The sequence below is a fragment of the Streptomyces sp. PA03-6a genome, from assembly GCF_033792765.1.
Taxonomy (GTDB): Bacteria; Actinomycetota; Actinomycetes; order Streptomycetales; family Streptomycetaceae; genus Actinacidiphila.
The window spans coordinates 1-20,825 of the sequence record NZ_JARAVK010000161.1 but is presented as its reverse complement, the minus strand read 5'-3'; the positions used below and the strand labels follow the sequence as shown (position 1 = coordinate 20,825).

General features: G+C 74.6%; 13 protein-coding genes and 1 pseudogene. 5 read left to right on the top strand and 9 right to left on the bottom strand.

Annotated features, from left to right (window positions below; all coding sequences use genetic code 11):
- The 4 genes and pseudogenes from PV350_RS31025 to glpK form a co-directional block, all read left to right on the top strand.
- Positions 1-220, top strand: a pseudogene (locus tag PV350_RS31025) (benzoylsuccinyl-CoA thiolase); the annotation flags it as partial.
- Positions 217-1,413, top strand: a complete 1,197-nt coding sequence (locus PV350_RS31020) for a lipid-transfer protein (RefSeq protein WP_499510584.1) — start codon at positions 217-219, stop codon at positions 1,411-1,413. The pseudogene PV350_RS31025 and the gene PV350_RS31020, both read left to right, overlap by 4 nt.
- A gap of 153 nt (positions 1,414-1,566) precedes the next feature.
- Entirely contained in the window at positions 1,567-2,298 is a 732-nt protein-coding gene (locus PV350_RS31015) for an MIP/aquaporin family protein (RefSeq protein ID WP_499510585.1), read from the top strand.
- Between the two features lie 7 nt (positions 2,299-2,305).
- A complete protein-coding gene (gene glpK, locus PV350_RS31010; RefSeq protein ID WP_499510586.1) occupies positions 2,306-3,862 on the top strand; it encodes a glycerol kinase GlpK in 1,557 nt (518 codons plus the stop codon).
- Positions 3,863-3,894: 32 nt separating this feature from the next.
- Here the strand turns inward: glpK and PV350_RS31005 are convergent, their stop codons facing one another.
- The 4 genes from PV350_RS31005 to PV350_RS30990 form a co-directional block, all read right to left on the bottom strand.
- Positions 3,895-4,500: a GTP-binding protein gene (locus PV350_RS31005; protein ID WP_499510587.1), complete on the bottom strand. Its 606-nt coding sequence runs from the start codon at positions 4,498-4,500 to the stop codon at positions 3,895-3,897.
- Positions 4,501-4,739: 239 nt separating this feature from the next.
- Complete coding sequence (locus PV350_RS31000) at positions 4,740-5,132, bottom strand: DUF742 domain-containing protein (RefSeq protein ID WP_499510588.1); 393 nt, start codon at positions 5,130-5,132, stop codon at positions 4,740-4,742.
- A 10-nt stretch (positions 5,133-5,142) separates the two neighbouring features.
- Positions 5,143-5,571 carry a roadblock/LC7 domain-containing protein gene (locus tag PV350_RS30995; RefSeq protein ID WP_499510589.1) on the bottom strand — a complete coding sequence of 143 codons (429 nt, stop codon included), beginning with the start codon at positions 5,569-5,571 and terminating at the stop codon, positions 5,143-5,145.
- Complete coding sequence (locus PV350_RS30990) at positions 5,568-8,144, bottom strand: sensor histidine kinase (protein WP_500337172.1); 2,577 nt, start codon at positions 8,142-8,144, stop codon at positions 5,568-5,570. The genes PV350_RS30995 and PV350_RS30990 overlap by 4 nt, the downstream gene beginning before the upstream one ends.
- Before the next feature lie 324 nt (positions 8,145-8,468).
- Here PV350_RS30990 and PV350_RS30985 point away from each other — a divergent pair, with 324 nt between their 5' ends.
- Positions 8,469-8,909 carry a hypothetical protein gene (locus PV350_RS30985; protein ID WP_499510591.1) on the top strand — a complete coding sequence of 147 codons (441 nt, stop codon included), beginning with the start codon at positions 8,469-8,471 and terminating at the stop codon, positions 8,907-8,909.
- Between the two features lie 55 nt (positions 8,910-8,964).
- Here the strand turns inward: PV350_RS30985 and PV350_RS30980 are convergent, their stop codons facing one another.
- The 5 genes from PV350_RS30980 to PV350_RS30960 form a co-directional block, all read right to left on the bottom strand.
- Positions 8,965-13,683, bottom strand: coding sequence for a hypothetical protein (locus PV350_RS30980; RefSeq protein ID WP_500337171.1), 4,719 nt, complete (start codon positions 13,681-13,683; stop codon positions 8,965-8,967).
- 108 nt (positions 13,684-13,791) lie between these two features.
- Entirely contained in the window at positions 13,792-14,673 is an 882-nt protein-coding gene (locus PV350_RS30975; protein WP_499510593.1) for a hypothetical protein, read from the bottom strand.
- A 40-nt stretch (positions 14,674-14,713) separates the two neighbouring features.
- On the bottom strand, positions 14,714-16,264 hold the full coding sequence (locus PV350_RS30970) for a hypothetical protein (protein ID WP_499516760.1): 1,551 nt from the start codon (positions 16,262-16,264) through the stop codon (positions 14,714-14,716).
- 44 nt (positions 16,265-16,308) lie between these two features.
- A complete protein-coding gene (locus PV350_RS30965) occupies positions 16,309-19,911 on the bottom strand; it encodes a hydantoinase B/oxoprolinase family protein (protein ID WP_500337170.1) in 3,603 nt (1,200 codons plus the stop codon).
- 4 nt (positions 19,912-19,915) lie between these two features.
- Positions 19,916-20,825 (bottom strand): SGNH/GDSL hydrolase family protein (locus tag PV350_RS30960; RefSeq protein WP_500337169.1); only part of this gene is annotated, 910 nt, incomplete at its 5' end.

The following is a 20,825-nucleotide window of genomic DNA, read 5'->3' as shown; positions in this document are numbered from 1 at the left end:
GTACCCCTGCGACCCCTCACGCCCCTGGGAACCCCGCGCCCTGGTGGCGGTGGAACTGACGGCGGAACGGATGATCGTGCTCGGGCAGGCCGCGCCCGGGACGGGCGTGGCCGATCTCGCCGTCGGCATGGAGGTCGAGTTGGTGCCCGGCGTGCTGTACGAGGACGCGGAGCACACCTGGACCACCTGGCACTGGCGCCCCGTGGGAGGCGGACGATGAGCCATGACGTGGCCGTGCTCGGCGTCGGCATGCACCCCTGGGGCAAGTGGGGCCGCCCCTTCACCCGGTACGGGGTCGCGGCGGCGCGCGCCGCGCTCGCCGACGCCGGGCTGGACTGGCGGGACGTCGGACTGGTCGTCGGCGCGGACACGGTGCGCGGCGGCTACCCCGGCCACGTGGCCGGGGCGGCCTTCGCCCGGGCGCTGGGCTGGCAGGGCGCCCGCGTGGCCAGCGTCTACGCCGCCTGCGCCTCCGGGGCCCAGGCCCTCGACACCGCCCGGGCCCACATCCTCGCCGGCCTGGTGGACACCGCCCTGGTCGTCGGCGCGGACGCGGCCCCCAAGGGCTTCTTCGCGCCCGCCGGGGGCGACCGGCCCGACGACCCGGACTGGCTGCGCTTCCGCGTGCTCGGGGCCACCAACCCCACCTACTTCGGGCTGTACGCGCGCCGCCGCATGGCCCTGCACGGCGACACCCCCGAGGACTTCGCCCAGGTCAAGGTGAAGAACGCGGCCGCCGGCGCCGCCAACCCGCTCGCCCGCTACCGGACGCCGGTCACGGCCGCCGAGGTGGCGGCCTCCCCCGTCGTGGCCGACCCGCTGCGGCTGCTCGACATCTGCGCCACCTCCGACGGGGGCGCCGCCGTCGTCCTGTCCGGCCTGGACTTCGCCCGACGGCGCGCGACGGCGGATCCGGTGCGCATCCGCGCGGTCTCCACCGTCACCCCGGTCTATCCGCGAACGGTGCCCGACCTCCCCGACATCGCCACCGACTCCGCCCTCGCGGTCGCACCCCGGGAGCCGGCCACCGGTTTCCGGGCGGCCGTCGCCCGCGCCGCGTACGAGGAAGCCGGCATCGGTCCCGAGGACCTGGACCTGGCGGAGGTGTACGACCTGTCGACGGCCCTGGAGCTGGACTGGTACGAGGACCTCGGCCTGTGCCCGCCGGGCGGGGCGGTGAAGCTGCTGCGCGACGGGGCCACGTCGCTCGGGGGGCGGATTCCGGTCAATCCCAGCGGCGGCCTGGCCTCCTTCGGGGAGGCCGTGCCCGCGCAGGCGCTCGCGCAGGTGTGCGAGCTGACCTGGCAGTTGCGCGGCCGGTCCGGGCCCCGGCAGGTCACCGGGGCCCGCGTGGGGGTGACGGCGAACCAAGGCCTGTTCGGGCACGGCTCGTCGGTGGTCGTAATCAGGTGATCTGTCCGATACCTTGACGCTCCATCACCCCGCGACAACACTTCCGGGTGGCGCGGAGGCCGGGCGGGAGGCGGGACCCTCCGTACCCGGGTCTCCGTGCGCCATTCTCTGGCGGCGCATGCCCGACACGTGCGCCTGCACGAAGGAGCCGTCATGTATTCCAACGGAGACGTCTTTGTCGGCGAGATCATCGGAACGGCGATCCTGATCCTGTTCGGTGCCGGCGTGGTGGCCGGGGTGCTCCTCCACCACTCGAAGGCCCGGGCATCCGGGTGGATCGTCATCTCGTTCGGCTGGGGCCTCGCGGTCCTGGCCGGCGCGTACACCGCCGGCCCGCTGTCCGGCGGGCAGCTGAACCCGGCCGTGACCTTCGGCGTCGCCATCAGCTCGGGCAAGTGGAGCCAGGTGCCGGTCTACCTCGCCGGGCAGATCATCGGCGCGATGCTGGGCGCCGTCCTGTGCTGGCTGGTGTACTACGGCCAGTTCGCGGCGAACCGCGCCGAGGAGACCCGTCAGCCCACGCTCGCCGTCTTCTCCACCGTCCCCGAGATCCGCGTCTGGTGGCAGAACCTGATCACGGAGGCGATCGCCACCATGGGTCTCGTCCTGCCGATCCTGGCCTTCGGCCTCAGCAAGGGCCTCGGCGAGACCGGCACCGGCACCCTGATCGTGGCCCTGCTCGTAACCGGCATCGGGCTCTCCCTGGGCGGTCCCACGGGCTACGCCATCAACCCGGCCCGCGACCTCGGGCCGCGCATCGTCCACTCCGTCCTGCCGATCCCGTTCAAGGGCACCTCCGACTGGGCGTACGCCTGGATCCCGGTGGCCGGCCCGCTGATCGGCGGTGCACTGTCCGGTCTCATCTACAACGTCGCGTTCAAGTGAGGCGGTCATGACCGAAACCTCCGACCAGGCGACCCGATACGTGGCCGCCATCGACCAGGGAACGACCTCCAGCCGCTGCATCGTCTTCGACTCCGACGGGTCGATCGTGGCGCTCGACCAGCGCGAGCACCGCCAGATCTTCCCCAAGCCGGGCTGGGTGGAGCACGACGCCACCGAGATCTGGGCCAAGGTGCAGGCCGTGGTGGCCGGTGCGCTCGCCAAGGCCCGGCTGCGCCCGGACCAGCTCAGCGCGCTCGGCATCACCAACCAGCGCGAGACCACCGTGCTGTGGGACCGCACCACCGGCCGCCCGGTGCACAACGCGATCGTGTGGCAGGACACCCGCACCGCCGCGCTGTGCGACCGGCTCGGCGGCCAGGACGGCCAGGACCGCTTCCGCGAGTCCACCGGACTGCCGCTGGCCAGCTACTTCTCCGGCCCCAAGGCGGCCTGGCTGCTGGACAACGTGCCGGGGCTGCGCCGCCGCGCGGAGAACGGCGAGATCGCCTTCGGCACCATCGACTCCTGGCTGATCTGGAACCTGACGGGCGGCACGGAGGGCGGCGTCCACGTCACGGACGTCACCAACGCGAGCCGCACGATGCTGATGAACCTGGAGTCGCTGGAGTGGGACCCGGCGATCCTCGCCGCGATGAACGTCCCCGAGGCCGTCCTCCCGGAGATCCGCTCCTCCTCCGAGGTGTACGGCACGGCGGTCGGCCAGCTGGGCGGCGTGCCCGTGGCCTCGGCCCTCGGCGACCAGCAGGCCGCGATCTTCGGCCAGGCCTGCTACGGGACGGGCGACGCCAAGAACACCTACGGGACGGGCAGCTTCCTGCTGCTCAACACCGGGAACCGGCCCGTGCCGTCGAAGAACGGACTGCTCACCACGATGGGCTACCGGCTGGGCGGGGAGGCGCCGGTCTACTGCCTGGAGGGGTCGATCGCCATCACCGGCGCCCTGGTGCAGTGGTTCCGCGACAGCCTCGGCATCATCTCCGCGGCGGACGAGATCGAGGCGCTCGCGGCGAGCGTGCCGGACAACGGGGGCGCGTACATCGTCCCCGCCTTCTCCGGGCTCTTCGCCCCGTACTGGCGCTCCGACGCGCGCGGCGTGGTCACCGGCCTGACCCGGTACGTCACCAAGGCGCACCTGGCGCGTGCGGTGCTGGAGGCGACCAGCTGGCAGACCCGCGAGGTCGTCGACGCGATGTACCAGGACTCCGGCGTGCACATCACCGGGCTCAAGGTCGACGGCGGCATGACGTCCAACAACCTGCTGATGCAGCACCAGGCGGACGTGCTGGGCGTCCCGGTGGTGCGGCCGCGGATCTCGGAGACCACGGCGCTGGGCGCGGCCTACGCCGCGGGGCTCGCCACCGGCGTGTGGGACGGGCTGGACACGCTCAAGGCGCACTGGCAGAAGGACGCCGAGTGGCAGCCGCGGATGGACGAGAAGACCCGTGAGAAGGAGTACCGCCGCTGGAAGAAGGCGGTCGAACGGAGCTTCGGCTGGCAGGACGAGGACGAGGACGACGGCCCCGCACCGGCGGCCGGGGGCTGACCGGCCCGCCGCCTACGGCCGCGGCGCGCGGCTCAGTTGGCGGCGGCCGCCCGCCGGTCGCCGGCCACCTGGGCCGCGTGCTCGACCACGGTGATGAGCACCTTCTTGGCCGAGGCGCGGTCCCGCGCGTCGCACGTCACCAGCGGCACCTCGGGGTCGAGGTCGAGTGCGTCGCGCACCGTCTCGGCAGGATGCCGCTCGGCCCCGTCGAAGACGTTGACGGCCACGGCGAAGGGGATGCCGCGGCGCTCGAAGTAGTCGATCGCGGAGAAGCAATCCTCCAGGCGCCGGGTGTCCGCGAGGACGACCGCCCCCAGGGCGCCCTGCGCCAGCTCGTCCCACAGGAACCAGAAACGGTCCTGGCCGGGCGTGCCGAACAGGTAGAGCACGAGGTCGTCGCGGAGGGTGATCCGGCCGAAGTCCATGGCCACGGTGGTGGTGCGCTTGGCCTCGACGCCCGCGGTGTCGTCGACGGGCCGGCCCACCTCGCTGAGCGTCTCCTCGGTGCGCAGCGGGCGGATCTCGCTGACCGCGCCGACGAGCGTGGTCTTGCCCACGCCGAAGCCGCCTGCCACCAGGATCTTCAGCGTGACGGGCTCGACGGGGGAGGGACGGCGTTCAGAGCGTCCGAAGGCCATGGCTCACTCCTCCGGTCGTGCCGTTTACACAGGTCAGAGGCATCCTGGGTCCTAGGGACTGCGTCGGGCGATCAGCTGTGGCAGTGGAACATTACTACGATCCGACCGGACAACTACCAGCGGTCCCCGGGCCGTTACCCGCCCGCGGGCCCACCCGGCGACCGCGGGACCCCTCGTGGCGACCCTCAGGCCGTGCACCGGGGGACGTCGCGGGCGCCGGGTGACGGTCCCGGGCTGGTTCAGAGCGCGCGCAGGCGGTCGATCACGTCGCGCAGCAGCCCCGCGTCGGGCAGCTCCGCCGGTGGGACGGGCCGGCTGACGTGGACCAGCCCGGACTCCAGGACGTCGCCGATGAGCACCCGGACGACGCCCACGGGCAGGTCGAGGTCGGCCGCCAGCTCGGCGACCGACATCGGCTGCTCCCGGCACAGTTCGACGATGTCGAGGTGCTCGGGCGACAGGGTGCGGTCGACGTCGGCGTCGTCGTCCGCGCTGCGCGACTCGGCGACCACCAGGGCGATCAGGTCGAGCCGGGCTTCCGCGGCGTGGCTGGTACGGCCGCGTGTCATGGCGTACGGCCGCACCACGGGCCCGGCGTCGTCGTCGTACCAGCGGTCCGCTTCGGAAGTCATGACGTCCTCGTCACACCGCCCGCGCCGCGTCATCGTCGTCGTCGGTCCGCGGGGCGGTCGCGAGGTGCACGCCGACCCGCTTCACCAGCAGCGCCATCTCGTAGGCGACCTGGCCGACGTCGGAGTCGGCGTCGGCCAGCACGGCCAGGCAGCTGCCGTCACCCGCGGCGGTGACGAACAGGAAGGCCTCGTCCAGCTCCACGAGGGTCTGCCGGACCTTGCCGGCCTCGAAGTGCCGACCGACGCCCTTGGCGAGGCTGTGGAAGCCGGAAGCGACGGCGGCGAGGTGCTCGGCGTCCTCACGGGTCAGGCCCTCGGACGCGCCGGTGGCCAGGCCGTCGCTGGAGAGCACCAGCGCCTTGCGGATGCTGGCCACGCGGCCGACGAGTTCGTCGAGAAGCCAGCTGAGCTCGCGGGTCGGGCTCGATGGTGCGGTCATGGACCGTTCCCCTCCGTGGTGGATCTGGTTGCGCTGTCGCCCCCTCGCTCCGCCGGGGTGGTTCCCGGGCGGTCGGTGGGGCGGACGTCGTCGGTGCCGTCGGTGCCGAGGTCGTCGGCGGTGTCCGCGCGGCCACGCAGCCATCCTCGCTGCAGTGAGGCCATGCGGTCGCGCACCTCCTCGGGCGAGCGCTCGTGCCCGCCGTCGTCGTCCGCGCCGCCGGTGGCGGCGCCACGGGTCTGGGTGGTGGAGTCGCTGCGCAGCTGCGGGGCGAGGCTGGCCTGGCGGACCCGGCGGGGCAGTCCCGCGCCGGCGGGCTCCTCCTGCGGTGCGGGGTCGGCGGGCCTCGGCGCCTCGCCGACCGGCCGGCCGTTCTCGGCGACCAGGACCGGGGTGCGGCGGCGACGCGGCAGGACCGTGGGCGCGTCCCCCGGTACCGCGCCGGGAGCGGCCGTCAGCGCCGGCGTCCCCACGGTCTCCGGCACGTGCGGCCGGTGCTCGCGCGGCTCGTCGTCCGGCTCCGGGACCAGGCCCCACTGACGGAAGCTGTGCTCGGTGGCGGCCGACATCGGTGCGACCCGCGGCTCGTCCGCCTCGGCCGGCGCCGGAGCCTCCACGACGGCCGCCACGGCGGTCCCGTCGCGGGTCTCGTCGAGGGGCTCGTCCGGCTGGTCCTCGCCGGGCTCGGTGAGGAGCGACGCCGGGACGAACACCACGGCCGTGGTGCCGCCGTACGGGGACTGGCGCAGCGAGACGCGGACGCCCTGGCGCTGGGCCAGCCGGCTGACGACGAACAGCCCGAGCCGGTCGGTGTCGGAGAGCTCGAACTCGGGGGTCTCGGCGAGGCGGAGGTTCGCCTCCAGCATGGCGTCGGGGGTGAGTCCGAGGCCGCGGTCGTCGATCTCCAGGACGAAGCCGTTGGCGACGGACTCGCCGTGCACCTGGACGCTGGTGTGCGGCGGCGAGAACACGGTGGCGTTCTCGATGAGTTCGGCGATGAGGTGGGTGAGGTCGGCGACGCCGTGACCGGTGACGGCGAGCCGCGGCAGCCGGCGCACGTCGACCCGCTCGTAGTCCTCGACCTCGGCGACGGCCGCCCGCACCACGTCCATCAGCTGCACCGGCTTGCGCCACTGCCGGGACGGCACGGCGCCGGAGAGGATCACCAGGCCCTCGGCGTGGCGGCGCATGCGGGTGGTCATGTGGTCGAGGCGGAAGAGGTCCGCGAGTTCCTGCGGGTCCTCGGTGCGCCGCTCCATGGCGTCCAGCAGGGTGAGCTGGCGGTGCAGCAGCACCTGGCTGCGACGGGCGAGGTTGACGAAGACCTCGGAGACGCCGCGGCGCATCTCGGACTGGCGCACGGCGGCCTCGACGGCCGCCCGTTGCAGGGTGTTGACGGCCTTGCCGACCTGGCCGACCTCGTCGTCGGGGTAGTCCAGCCGCGGCGCCTCGGTCTCGACGTCGACCTCCTCGCCCGCGGCGAGACGGCGCATGACGCGCGGCAGCCGGGTGCCGGAGACCTCCTGGGCCTCCTTGCGGAGCCGGGACAGGTCTCGGATCAGGCTGCGGCCGACGCGTATGGAGACGAAGACGGAGGCGACGACCGCGATCAGGCCGAGGCCACCGGCGACCGCGGCGGTGGCGACCAGCCGCATGCCGATCGGTTCGGCACGCTTCTTGTGCAGGTCGCCCGCCTCGACGCCCAGGCGGTCCAGGTCGGTCAGCGCGGTGGTGGCCGTGGTCTGCCAGGACGCGCGGTCGGCGGCCTGGGGCGCGCCGGACGCGCCCGCGGAGATGACCGCGTCCTCGGCGGCACGCAGGGCGCGGCCGGAGGGCCCCGCCCAGTACGCGTCGTAGAGGGCGCGCTCGTCGGCGGTCAGCAGGTGGAGGTTGTCGGCGTAGTAGGCGCGCTGCTCGGCGACGGCGAAGGTGAAGGAGCGCATCTCGGGAGCGCTCATGCGGCCCGCCGCGATGGCCGCCACCATGAGGGCGTCCTCCTGGCTGATCGCCTCGCGGGCCCGGGTGACCTGGATGAGGGCGCGGCCCTGCTTGTCGATGGCGACGTTGTTGAGCGGGTTCAGCGAGTCCAGGAACGCGTAGGCCGGGTCGAAGAGGCCGCTGTAGGCGGCGAAGGCGTCGTTGCGGCCGATGGTGCCCTTGCCGACCTTGTCGCGCAGCGTCTCCAGGCCGCCGAACTCGCTGACGACCAGGTCGAGCCGGCGCAGCGCGTCGGGGGCCAGCCGGCCCCGGTTGGCCCCGGAGGCCGCGTTGCCGCGCAGCCGGGCGATCACCTTGTCCGTCTCGCGCTCGCGGGCGAGCAGGGTGCCACGGGCGTCGGAACGTCGGGGATCGGCCAAGTAGAGCATGGCGGAACGGCGTTCCTGCTGGAGCGCCTGGATGCTGTCCTCGACCGGGTAGCCGAGTGCGTTGACGGTCTGCTCGACGCCGAAGAGGCCCCAGACCTGACGCCCCGTCAGAGTTGCGGCGAAGGCCCAGATGGCCGTGAGGGACACCAGCGGAATGAGCAGCAGTGCCACGATCTTCCGCCGGATCGTCGTACCGCGAAAGCGCATGGCCTCCCCAACGTCAAACCCGGTCAAGGGCTGTCGTGTTCCGACTGCAAACGGCGCGAGCCTACTACTGCCGGATGACCAATCCGAAAGCCCTGCTTCCGCTCTTGCCCCGGGACGACCCGATTCGTACGGATGAACAGCGGGCGCGGCTGGCCGAAATGCACCGCACAGGGAACCCGGGGCGTCTTTCCGTCGTATGACAGGAGGGGAGGGGCGCTCCGGAATGCGGAGGGCATTCATCGGCGGAAACCGGGCAGCCACTCTGGAGTCGGACATCGGGGATCCGGCACCGTATCACCGGTATCCCGCAGGGGAGCAGATTTCATGGACGACCTCGTCGAGGACGCACTGGATCGCGACATTCCGCCGCGGAAGACCCGGCGGCCGTTGTGGGTCGAAGAGCCCGTCGGGCGGCCGCGCATGCCCGACCCGGTGCGCCGGGCGGCCGTGCGGGCCGTGCTCGTCGTCGCACTGACCCTGATCGCCGCGGTGATCGCCATGCTGGGGGCGGCCGGTGAGTCCTGGCTCGCGGCGCCGGCGATGCTCACCGCCATAGCCTTCACCGTCGTCGCCACCTGGGCGGTGCTGGACGTGTGGATCACCCGCCAGGTCTGGAACCAGCGCAACGGCGTGGTGTCCAGCCCGAGCAGCGCGGCCCGCAGGCTGCGCCGCGAACGCCGGCGGGAACGGCGCCGGGCCCGGGCCGGGGCCCGCGGCGCCGCACGGCGCCGGCAGCTGCCCGGCACCGGCGCGCGTACCGCCTGAGGCAGGCGCACCGTCCCGAGGGACCGGACGGCCTTCGGGACGGCGCGCCCGGAGGTCAGCCGCCCTGCGGGGCCGGCTGGTCCGCCGGGCGGCGGAACATCCGCGTCGCCGTGATCTCGCCGTGCACCGGCTCGGACTCCGGGTCCGCGACGGGCAGTCCGGGCCGCAGGTGCTCCTCGACGCTGATGTACTTCAGGCCCGCGCGCAGGTCCGCGTCATTGCGCAGCCGTACGACCAGCGGGAACTCGGCGAGCGCCGTGGTGTCGAACAGACCCGTGGTGTAGATCAGCTGGACCCCCAGCGCGTCGGCGACCGCACGCTGCAGCTCCAGCAGATAGGTGGCGTTGGCGCGGCCGATCGGGTTGTCGAGGAAGAGCGTGCCCGCGTGCCGGTGCCGGTCCCTGCCGCGGTCGTTGCTGCGCAGCGCGGCCATCGTGCAGTACAGCGCGATGGCCGCGGTGAGCAGCTGGCCGCCGGAGAAGACGTCTCCCATCTGCCCGACGGGGACGCGCTCGGCGCGCAGCACGGCGTCCGGCTTGAGGATCTCGACGGCCACCCCCCTGGGTTCGAGGGCGGCCGCGACCCCGCGCAGCAGCAGCGACATGCCGTCCCGGCGCAGGTCGGAGTTCTTGCGGACGGCCGCCCGGGTCGCCTCGTCGATCACGGCGCCGAGCCGCTCGTCGAGCGCCGCGTGGTCCGGGTCGTCGAAGCGGATCCGCAGGAACTCCTGCCCCGACCACTCCCCCAGCCCCTCCGGCAGGCGGGACAGCCGCTGCGCCGACCGCAAGGTGGTCAGCGAGGACTCCACCATGCCGCGCAGCCGGTCCACGATGCTGTCGCGGTTGCGCTCCAGCTGTTCCAGCTCGTCGGTCAGGACGCGCAGCCGCGGCTCGAAGGCGGCGTGCCAGGCCGCCGCGTGCTCGGGCAGCGCGGACGCCGGCAGTTCGCGGATCTGCTGGCGGGCCGGGGTGCGCACCTGCTCGTAGCGGGCGGCGTTGGCGTGCCGTACGAGGACGTCGCAGGCCTCGCGCAGCTGCGACTCGGCCGCCGACAGGTCGGCGGCACAGCCGCGCAGGCTGCGGCGGGTCTCGGCGACGGCGGTCCTGGCCTCCTCCAGGGAGCCGGAGTACGGATCGGGCTCCTCCTCGCCGTCCTCGGGCTGCCGGTCGCCGTCGCGGAGCAGGTCCCGCAGCGGTGCGGCGAGTTCGTCGAAGCCGCTCGCGGCGTCCTCGGCGGCGCGGTGCGCGCGCACCAGGTCGCCGTGGCCGTCCCGGGCGTGGGCCAGCGCATCGGTGCGGGTGGCCAGTTCGCCGTTGGCTCCGCGCAGCAGCTCCTGGGCGTGCTCGGCGTCGCGGGGCAGCAGTTCCCCGGGGAGCTCGGTGTGCGTCCCGCCGTCCGCCGGAGCGTGCCGCTCGGCCTCGCCGCGCAGCCGGCCGAGCAGTTCGCTCGCGGCGGCGGCGCGGGAGTCCAAGGTGGCCACCAGCTGTTCCGCGCGGGCGGCCGCGGCCTGCCGTGACGGGCCGTCGGCGCCGTCCGGGCCCTCCAGCAGCTGCGCGGCGCGGGTGCGCACCTTGTTGGTGAGGCGCTCCAGTTCGGCGAGCGCGGACTGCTCGGTGCTCTCGGCGCGGGCCTGCTCGGCCCGCAGGTCGGCGCCGACGCCCACCTTCTCGTACACCTGGGAGGCCGCACGGTAGGCCTCGCGCAGGGCGGGCAGCGCGCCGGCCGGCTGCCCGGCGCCGTCCTCGTCCTCCAGGGCCTCGTCGGGGGCGCCGGTGATCTCCGAGCGCTCGGCGCGGAGCACGCGCGCGGTCCGGCGCGCGTCGTCCGCGGCGCGCTGGGCGGCACGGCGGTCTTCGTCGGCGGCGCGCGCCAGGGTCAGACAGGCCTCGGCGCGGGTCTCGGCCTCGACGGCGTCCTCGGCCAGCTCGCGCGTCCTGCGCTGCCAGTTGGCCCGCTCCCGCAGCCGGAAGGCGAGACCGGCGAGCGCGTCGGCGGCCCGCCGGGCCTGCTGCGCCACCTCCTGGCGCTCGTCGCGCAGGGCGGTCGCCGCCGCGGCGGCCTCGTCGGCCTCCACCCGTACGGAGCGTGCCTCGGCGAGCTCCTCGCGGGCGGCCACCGCGGTCTCCCGGGCGGTCTCCACGGCTGCGGCGAGTTCGGCGAGCCGGCCGCTCGGGCAGCCCGAACGCCACGAGGAGAGGCGGGCGGCCAGCGTGCGGTCCTCGGCCAGGCGGGCGGCGAGCCCGCGGATGTCCTCCTCCCGGGCGGTCGCGCGGCCGCGCAGCGCCTGGCGCTCGCCGTCGGCGGCCAGTTCGTCGTGCATGGCCGGGTTGGGCGGGACGAGGAAGAGCTCGGACTCGGTGCCCGCCGGGGGCGGCGGGGCGAGCAGCGCCGCCGCCGTGCCGACCGTGACGGTCGACCGCGGCAGCAGGGCCGCCTGCGCCAGCACCTCGCGGGCCCGCAGGTAGCTCTGGGGGTCGGTGACGACCACGCCGTCCACCAGTTCCGGGCGCGCGGCGAGCACGGCGGCGTGGTCGGCCGGGTCGACGGCCTGGGCCAGGTACCGCCAGCCGGGGAGCGCGGGGATGCCGTGCTCGCCCAGGTGCTCGACGGTGGCGAGGACGTCGGGGCCCGGCGGCAGCAGCCCGCCGTCGCCGAGCGCGGCCAGGATGCGGGCGTCGTCGGCGGCGGCGGTGCGCAGGTCGAACAACTGCCGCTCGGCGGAGGCCACCGCGCCGTCCAGCATCTCCTGCAGCGGCTCCGCGAAGGTGTCGAGTTCGGCCGCGGTCAGCGGGCCCTGCTCGGCGGGACGCCGTCCGGCCCCGGGCGCAGCGCGCCGGGCCGCGGAGGTCTGCGCGGGGATGGCGGGGCCGCGGTCCGCGGCGGTGTCCCCCGCGGTGCCGGCCGCCGGGACGGTGCCGGGGGCCTCCGCGGTCGGCAGGCTGAGCAGTTCGGCCAGGCGCGGCTCGGCCGCGAGGGCGTCCGCGACGCGTGACTCGGCGGAGTGGGCGGCCTCGGCCGCGGCGAGGGCGTCGGCGGCGCGGGCGGCGGACAGTTCGGCGCGCGCGTCGGCGGCGGCGGCCTCCCGCGCCCGGTCACCGGCCCGGCGGGCGGCGTCACGGGCGGCCTCCGCGGCGGTCGCGGCGGCCTTCTCCGCGTCCGAGGCGTCCAGGGCGGCGCGGGCCGGGTCGGCGTCGGGGGCGGAGTCGTCCAGCCAGCCCGTCCGGACCGCCTCGGCGGTCTCCTGCTCGACCTCCGCCAGCCGCTGCACCAGGTGCCCGGACTCGCTGCGCGCGCGCTGCGCCTCCGTCGCGGCGGCGGTGGCGTCGCGGTGCGCCGCCTCGGACTGCGCCTGGAGTCCGGCGGACCGCTCCTCCTCCGCGTCCGCCCGCTCGTCGGCGGTGTCCGCGGCGGCCCGCAGCACGCGGACGAGATCGCCCGCGGCCTTCGCACGGGCAGCGAGTGCGGGCGCGGCGTCCCGTTCCGCCTCGCGGATGGCGGTGGTGACCCGGGCCATGCGGTCGGCTGCGGCCCGGTGCCGCAGCACGATCTCCGCGGCCTGCCAGGCGGACTGCAGCGTCCGGGCGTCGTTGAGTTCGCGGCGCAGCGCGGTGGCGCTCTTCTCGCCGGACGCCAGGGCCAGCGAGGCGTGCCGGTAGGCGAGTTCGGCGGCGACCAGGGCGCTGCGGCCGCGGGCGGCCTCGGCGTCGGTGACGGTGTGCGCGGCACGGGCCGTCTCCTGCGCCAGCTCGGCGGCGCGGCCCCGCTCCTCGCGGGCGCGCGCGGACAGCCTGCGGGCCAGGGCGCGGCTGCGGCGCTCGGACTGGGCGTGGACGCCGCGTGCCCGGTCGCGGGCGGCGGTGGTGTCGACGATGCGGCCGAGCAGTTCCAGGGAGCCCGCCGTGAAGTCGCGTTCCGCGGTGAGTTCGGCCCGGCGGCCCAGCTTGCCCGCGAAGCCGTGCACGAGGTCGGCGAGGCCGTCGGTGTCCCGGGTGTCGGTGACCGCGCGCAGCAGGAGGTCGGTGAAGTCGGAGTCCTTCTTCACCGCGAACAGACCGGCCGCCTCGCCCTCGTCGGCGTTCATCTCCCGCTGGTAGCGGAAGAGTTCGGGGTCGAGACCGAGCTCGCCCAGGTGCTCGTTCCACCGGTCGTGGATCTCCTCCCACACCACTTCCAGGTGCGGGTAGTAGCGTGCGGCGTCGGTCACGGCGTCGCGGAAGCCCTTCATGGTGCGGCGGCGCCCGCGGGCACCCGAGGCGCCCTCGACGGGCGTCCGCACCGCGGTGGACTCGGCGACGGGCAGCGAGTCCAGGCTGAGCCCCGGACCGGGCCGGAAGGAGTACCAGGCCTCGGCGAACTTGCGCGGGTCGGAGGAGACCTGGCGTCCGCGCCACTCGCTGACCTTGCCGACGACGACCAGCTCGCCGGTGACCGTGTGCTGCCACTCCAGGGCGACGTGGCCGCAGTCGTCGGCCAGCAGGAACTTGCGGAGCACGCCGGAGCTGGCCCCGCCCAGGGTGTTGCGGTGACCGGGCAGCATGACCGAGAAGATCAGCTTGAGCAGGACGGACTTGCCGCCGCCGTTCTCCAGGAACAGCACCCCCGCCGGCGCCGGACGGCGCGGCGGGCCGGTCGGCTCGTCCTCGAAGAACTCCGCCTGGGCGGGGGCGGGTTGCGGCACGGGCTCGCCGACTCCGCGCAGGTCCAGCACGGTGTCGGCGTAACGCGCACCGGCGGGCCCGATGGAGTAGAGGCGGACCCGGGACAGCTCGTACATGGGGGGCTCTCGTCGTGGTGGTCTGTGGTCTGTGGTCTGTGGTCGGCGGGTTCGGGTGGATCGGCAGGATCCGGGAGGCGGGTGCGGGGCCGGGTGCGGGGTGCCGCTTCAGGAGTGGAAGGGCAGGCCGGCTCCGGTCACGAGGTCGAGGTCGTCGCCGTCCGCGGCCGGCATCAGGGCCGCCGAGTCGCCGGCCCGGGGCACGATCCCGAGGTCGAGGAGCTCGGCCATGGCGGCGCTGCCCGCCATGTCGCGCACCTGGAGCTGGTAGCGGGCGGTGGTGCGGTAGGTGCCGCCCGACTCGTCACCCGTGCGCTGCAGGAACCCCGAGTCGACGAGGAAGGAGACGGCCTTGCCGACGATGCCGGTGGTGGAGCCCGCCAGGCGCCGGGCGTCCTTGGTGGCGCCGGTGGCGCTGCGGCGCACATAGACCCGCCAGGCGGCCTCCAGGCCGGGGGCGTCGCTGGCCGGGTCGGTGTTCTCGCCCTGCTCCTCGGCCCGTTCCTCCAGCCTGCGGCAGGCCTGGCGCAGGAAGCCGTCGATGCCGTTGACGGTGACCCGGCCGATGTACGCGTCGTCGGCGAGGTCCTCCGGGCGGGGGAAGGCCATGGCGGCGGTGGCGAGATGGGCGAGGCCGTGCAGGAAGCGGTCGCCCGCGTCGGACGCGGCGCGGCGTGAGTAGTCGCCCATGCGGACGGCGAAGACCGAGTCCTCGCCCGCGGCAAGCGCCATGCCGGCCCGGGGCGAGACCTCCAGCACGACCAGGCCGAGCCCGGCGGCCACGGCGTCGGCCAGCCGCGAGAACAGCGGGTCCTCGCGGTAGCGGCGGAGCAGCTCGGCGTACTCGACGTCGCGCGCGGGCAGCAGCTTCGGCTGGAGACCGAAGGAGACGAGACGGGCGGCGTCCGCGGCGTCGCCCGGCGTGACGGCCGCCGGGCCGGGGGCCGCTGCGGGCGGCTGCGTGCTCTCGCCGTCGCGGTGGTCGCTCACGGGGTCGTCTCCTCGGTACGGATGGTCGGTTCGCTCATCGTCACGCCACCTCGGACCGCTCGGCGGCCATCCCGGCGGCGTCCAGCCTGGCCGTGCCCACGATCAGGTCGGCGCCGCCGAACTCGGGGTCGTCCAGCCCGGTGCCGTCGTCCACGGCGAACAGCAGCCGCTCCTCGCCCTGACGGTAGGCGGTGCCGACCGGCGGGCTGGCGGCGTGCACCGCCAGCAGGGCGACCAGGTAGGGCAGTTCGGGATCGAGGCGGCGCGCCTCGGCGAGCAGCCCGGACAGCCGGCGGGGGGCGTCGTGCGGCAGGTCGAGGAGTTCCAGGGCGGTCTCCAGCTGCTCCTCGCTGAACCGGCTGTCGTCCGGCGTGGCGACGAGGTCGGGCTCGGGCATCTCGGCACCGAGGTGCTCACGCTCCAGCGGCGGGGTGAGCAGGGCGTCCACGAGGTCCGTGACGCGTACCGAGGCGGGGGTGCGCAGGCCCGTGCCGCGGGCGAACCAGGCGTCGGTGACCCGGGTGGCCTGCTCCACTGGGAGCGGCAGGACCGGTGCGACCAGCTGCCCGTACAGGTCGAGCATGCCGACGAGGGCGCCGCCGCGCGGTGCGGCGAAGGCCTGCCGGTCCTGCTCGGCGCGGAAGATCGGCCCCGCCTCCAGCAGCCGGGACTGCAGCTGGGTGTGGCGGCGGATGCAGTCCTTGACGATGTCGACGAGCTCGGCGGCGCGGCGCTTGTGCTCCGGGTCCTCCGACTCGTCCCTGGCCTTGCGGATGTTGGTCAGGATGGCGTTCTCGTGCCGGTAGCGGTCGGCGACGTGGTCGAGGGCCTCGTCGATCATGTCGGGGACGGTGCGGATCCAGTCGACCGCCCGGACGTTGCGGCGGGTGGCGTCCAGGGCGCGGCGCAGCGTCTCGGCGTACTGCACCGTGCGGTAGCGGGCCTGTTCCGCGGCGAGCTGGGCGTCGGCGAGGCGGCCCCGGTTGATCAGCACCTCGAGCTTGACCTCGGCGGCGATCTGGGCGCTGGTCACGTCGGTGTCGAGGGCACCGACGAGCACGTTGACGGCCTCGTCGGTGGTGCGCAGGTAGACGGTGCCGTCGCGGCCCGGTACCTCCTCGATCAGCTTGAAGTCGTAGTCACGGCGGACGTACGCCCCGTCGTGGCCGAAGGTGCCGTAGACGGCGCGGAAGCCGCGGTCGACGCTGCCGACGTTGATCAGGTTCTCCAGGACCCAGCGGCCCACCCGCTCGTGCTCGGCGGCGGGGCGGCCGGGGGCCTGGGCGGCGATGCGCGGCAGCAGGCGGGAGATTATCTGGTCGTGGTCGGCACCGGTGTCGAAGTCCATGTTGAGCGTGACCAGGTCGATGGCGGCCAGGGCCACCTCCGCCATCGCGTACACCGAGTACTCGCCCGCGAGGTTGGCCTTGCGCACGTCGAGGTCGTGCAGCGGCGCGGTGCAGGCCAGGGCCTTGAGCCGGCGGGCCAGGCCCTCGTCCGCGGCCGGCCCCGGCGCGGGCCGGACACCGCCGCTGAGCTGGTGCGGAACGGTCGTGGTCACGACGCACAGACTAGGCGCTCGGACCGACATCATCCCAAACGGCACGGTCCGGGCGGCCCCGCGCCCGGGCCGCCTCAGCCGCCTGCGGCCCCGTAGCCGCCCCCGCCGGGCGTCGCGACGACCAGGACGTCACCGGGCCCGACGTCGGCGGAGTCGACGCCGCCGAGCGGGGTGAGGGAGCCGTCGGCGCGCTCGATCCGGTTCTCGCCCAGGGCGCCGGGCCCGCCGCCGGCCAGGCCGTACGGGGCGACCCGCCGGTGGCCGGACAGCAGGGCGACCGTCATGGGTTCCAGGAAGCGGATGCGACGGACGGCCCCGCGGCCCCCGTGCCACCGGCCGTCGCCGCCGCTGCCGTCGCGCAGGGCGAAGCCCTCGACGCGGACGGGGTAGCGCCACTCGAGGATCTCGGGGTCGGTGAGCCGGGAGTTGGTCATGTGGGTCTGGACGGCGTCGGCGCCGTCGAAGCCCTCGCCCGCCCCGGAACCACTGGCGACGGTCTCGTAGTACTGCACCCGGTCGTTGCCGAAGGTGACGTTGTTCATCGTGCCGGAACCCTCGGCCTGCACGCCGAGCGCGGCGTACAGGGCGCCCGTGACGGCCTGGGAGGTCTCCACGTTGCCTGCCACGGTGGCCGCGGGGTATTCCGGGGCCAGCATCGAGCCCTCGGGGACGCGGACGTCCAGCGGCTTCAGGCAGCCGCTGTTGAGCGGGATGTCGTCGGCGACGAGGGTGCGGAAGACGTAGAGCACGGCGGCCATGACCACGGACCGCGGCGCGTTGAAGTTGCCCTCCTGCTGCGGCGAGGTGCCGGTGAAGTCCAGGACGGCGGAGCGCGCCGCGCGGTCGACGCGGACGGCGACGCGGACGACCGCGCCGTTGTCGGTCTCGTACGCGCAGTCGCCGTCGTGGAGGCCCGCGACGATGCGCCGCACGGACTCCTCGGCGTTGTCCTGCACGTGCCGCATGTAGGCGTGCACGACGTCGAGGCCGAACTGCGCGGTCATGCGCCGCAGCTCGGCGATGCCCTTCTCGTTCGCGGCGACCTGGGCGCGCAGGTCGGCGATGTTGGTGTCCGGGTCGCGCGAGGGGTAGGGGGCGCCGGTGAGCAGGGCGCGGGTCTCCTCCTCGCGCAGGCGGCCGTCGCGCACCAGGAGCCAGTTGTCGAAGAGGACGCCCTCCTCGTGCACGGTGCGGCTGAAGGCAGGCATGGAGCCGGGGGTGAGGCCGCCGATCTCGGCGTGGTGGCCGCGTGAGGCGACGAGGAAGAGCGGGGACCGGCCCTCGTCGTCGAAGACGGGGGTGACGACGGTGACGTCGGGCAGGTGGGTGCCCCCGTGGTAGGGGTCGTTGATCGCGTAGGCGTCGCCCGGGCGCATGGTGCCCTCGTTCCGCCGCAGCACCTCCTTGATGGACTCGCCCATGGAGCCGAGGTGGACGGGGATGTGGGGGGCGTTGGCGATCAGGTTGCCCTCGGGGTCGAACAGGGCGCAGGAGAAGTCCAGGCGTTCCTTGATGTTGACGGAGTGGGCGGTGTTCTCCAGGCGCACCCCCATCTGCTCGGCGATCGACATGAAGAGGTTGTTGAAGATCTCCAGCATCACCGGGTCGACCTCGGTGCCGACCGCCACCCGGCCGGGCCGCGGCCGCACCCGGGTGAGCAGGAGGTGGCCGTGCTCGCCCACCGCGGCCCGCCAGCCGGGGTCGACGACGGTCGTCGCGTCGGCCTCGGCGATCACGGCGGGCCCCTCCACGGTGTCGCCCGGGCGCATCGCGTCCCGGCGGAACAGGGGGCCGGCCTGCCGCCGGCCCTCCGTGTACAGCGACACCTCGGCGGCCGGTCGCAGCGGGCCCTCGCGGGCCGGCGGCTCCACGTGGTGCCGTCCGGGCGCGCCCGCGGAGCCGACGGCCTCGACCGAGACCGCCTCGACGACCAGGGGCTTGTCCATGGTGAAGGCGTACCGGGCGCGGTGGTCGGCGGTGAACGCCCCGCGCATGGCGTCGACCGTGCCCATCGGCACCGGGAGCGACGCGTCGGTGCCCGCGTAGCGGACGTGGACGCGGGTGACGGTCTCGACGGTGTCGTCGGGGACCCCGTCCTCGCGCAGTTGCGCACGGGCCAGCCCCTCGAGCTCGTCGCGGGCCTTGCTCAGCGCGGGCAGCCCGTCCTCGCCGAGTCCGGTCTCCACGGAGCGCTCGCGCATGGCGGTGGCGTCGGCCAGGCCGATCCCGTACGCGGACAGCACACCGGCCAGCGGGGGCACGACGACCGTGTCGACGGACAGGGCGTCGGCGACCGCGCAGGCGTGCTGGCCGCCGGCTCCGCCGAAGCTGGTGAGGGCGTAGCGCGTGATGTCGTGGCCGCGCTGCACGGAGATCTTCTTGACGGCGTTGGCCATGTTCAGGACGGCGATCTCCAGGAAACCCGCGGCGACCTCCTCCGGGGTGCGGCAGTCACCGGTCGCGGCCCCGGACTCCTCGGCGAGGCGCGCGAAACCGGCGCGGACGGCCTCGGTGTCCAGCGGCTGGTCGCCGTCCGGGCCGAACACGGCCGGGAAGTGTGCCGCCTGGACACGGCCGAGCATCACATTGGCGTCGGTCACGGTCAGCGGGCCGCCGCGGCGGTAGCAGGCGGGGCCCGGGTCGGCACCCGCGGAGTCGGGGCCGACGCGGTAGCGCTGCCCGTCGAAGTGGAGGACGGAGCCGCCGCCCGCCGCCACCGTGTGGATGTCCATCATGGGCGCCCGCATCCGTACGCCCGCCACCTGGGTGCCGAGGACGCGTTCCAGCTCGCCCGCCCAGTGGGAGACGTCGGTGGAGGTCCCGCCCATGTCGAAGCCGACGACCCGGTCGAACCCGGCCTGCCGCGACGTGCGGGCCATGCCGACCACTCCCCCGGCCGGGCCGGACAGCACGGCGTCCTTGCCCCGGAAGTGACCGGCCTCGCGGAGCCCGCCGTTGGACTGCATGAACATCAGCCGGACGCCCCGCAATTCGGCGGCCACCTCGTCCACGTAACGGCGCAGGATCGGCGACAGGTAGGCGTCCACCACGGTGGTGTCGCCGCGCGGGACCAGTTTGATCAGCGGGCTCACCTCGTGGGAACAGCTGATCTGGTCGAACCCGGCCTCGCGGGCCGCCCGCGCGACGGCCTGCTCGTGGGCGGGATGGCGGTAGCCGTGCAGCAGGACGACGGCGACGCTCGTCAGGCCGTCCCGGCGCGCCTGACGCAGGGCCGCTCCGGTGGCGGCCGGGTCGAGGGGGCGGACGACCTCGCCGTGCGCGCCGATGCGTTCGGAGACCTCGATGACGCGCTCGTAGAGCGCCTCGGGGAGGACGATCCTGCGGTCGAAGAGCCGCGGCCGGTTCTGGTACGCGATGCGCAGGGCGTCACGGAAGCCCTCGGTGACGACGAGGACGGTCGGCTCCCCCTTGCGTTCCAGGAGGGCGTTGGTGGCGACCGTGGTGCCCATCTTGACGGCGGAGATCCGGTCGGCGGGCACGGGTTCGCCCGGGTCCAGGCCCAGCATGCGCCGGATGCCCTCGACGGGGGCGTCCCGGTAGCGCCCGGGGTCGTGGGAGAGCAGCTTGCACGTCTCCAGGCCGCCGTCCGGCGCTCTGGCGACGACGTCGGTGAAGGTGCCGCCCCGGTCGATCCAGAACTCCCAGCGTCCGGTCACACCCTCATTGTCCCAGGGACGTCCCTTCCAGGCGGGCCAGCGCACCGGCGGTGGCGTCGCGGGAGCGCAGGTCCAGCAGCCCGTCGGTGCCGGCCAGCCGGTGCCGGGTCTCCCGGCCGGCGAGCCGCAGCAGATCGGGCAGCAGATCGGTGCAGCGGTCGGCGACCCAGCGGGTGCCCTTGGTCGCCATCCACCAGACGCTCGCCGCGGCGCCCGGTCCCGGGCCGCCGGGGGTCGTGGACGGCGGTTCTCCGTCCGACAGGCCGCGCGAGACCAGGAGGTCGTGGAACTCCCGGGCCAGCAGTCGGTGGCCGAGTTCGCTGGGGTGCAGCCGGTCCGCGCTCCACGAGGCGCGGTCGGCCGCCCACGCATGGCGGGCGGCATGCAGGTGCACGGCCCCGTACCGCTCGGACAGCACGTGCACGACCTGGTTCAGCGCGGCCATCCGGCGGCCCAGCGGGCGGGCGAGCGGCCACGGCAGGCCCAGCATGCGGCCGGGGTCGGGCAGACAGGCGGTGAGCACCTCGGCGCCTTGGGCGCGCAGTTGGGCCAGGACGGTGTCCAGGCGGCGGGCGACGGTCTCGATGTCGAAGCTGCCGCGGAGCGTGTCGTTGGCGCCGATCACCACGGAGGCCAGGTGCGGCCGGTGGTCCAGGGCGCGCGGCAGCTGCTCCTCGACGACGTCCTTGGTGAGGGCGCCGCTGCGGGAGCAGTTGAGCAGGCGCACAGCCGAGGGTTCGGCGGCCAGCCCGTGCGCCAGGAGCGGCGCCCAGCCGCGCCATCCGCCGGCGACGGGGTCGCCGAGGCCCTCGGTCAGCGAGTCGCCGAGGGCGGCGAAACGTATCTCCCTCGTGCCGGCGGACACGGCGGCGGCCTGGACCGAGACCGGGGCGGTGGCCGGGGCGGGGACGGGA

Coding starts and splice junctions, on each gene's coding strand:
- PV350_RS30970 (WP_499516760.1), bottom strand. CDS start 16,264: ATGTCGGTCCGAGCGCCTAGTCTGTGCGTCGTGACCACGACCGTTCCG.
- PV350_RS30985 (WP_499510591.1), top strand. CDS start 8,469: ATGGACGACCTCGTCGAGGACGCACTGGATCGCGACATTCCGCCGCGG.
- PV350_RS31015 (WP_499510585.1), top strand. CDS start 1,567: ATGTATTCCAACGGAGACGTCTTTGTCGGCGAGATCATCGGAACGGCG.
- PV350_RS30995 (WP_499510589.1), bottom strand. CDS start 5,571: ATGACCGCACCATCGAGCCCGACCCGCGAGCTCAGCTGGCTTCTCGAC.
- PV350_RS31005 (WP_499510587.1), bottom strand. CDS start 4,500: ATGGCCTTCGGACGCTCTGAACGCCGTCCCTCCCCCGTCGAGCCCGTC.
- PV350_RS31020 (WP_499510584.1), top strand. CDS start 217: ATGAGCCATGACGTGGCCGTGCTCGGCGTCGGCATGCACCCCTGGGGC.
- PV350_RS30990 (WP_500337172.1), bottom strand. CDS start 8,144: ATGCGCTTTCGCGGTACGACGATCCGGCGGAAGATCGTGGCACTGCTG.
- PV350_RS30980 (WP_500337171.1), bottom strand. CDS start 13,683: ATGTACGAGCTGTCCCGGGTCCGCCTCTACTCCATCGGGCCCGCCGGT.
- PV350_RS31000 (WP_499510588.1), bottom strand. CDS start 5,132: ATGACTTCCGAAGCGGACCGCTGGTACGACGACGACGCCGGGCCCGTG.
- glpK (WP_499510586.1), top strand. CDS start 2,306: ATGACCGAAACCTCCGACCAGGCGACCCGATACGTGGCCGCCATCGAC.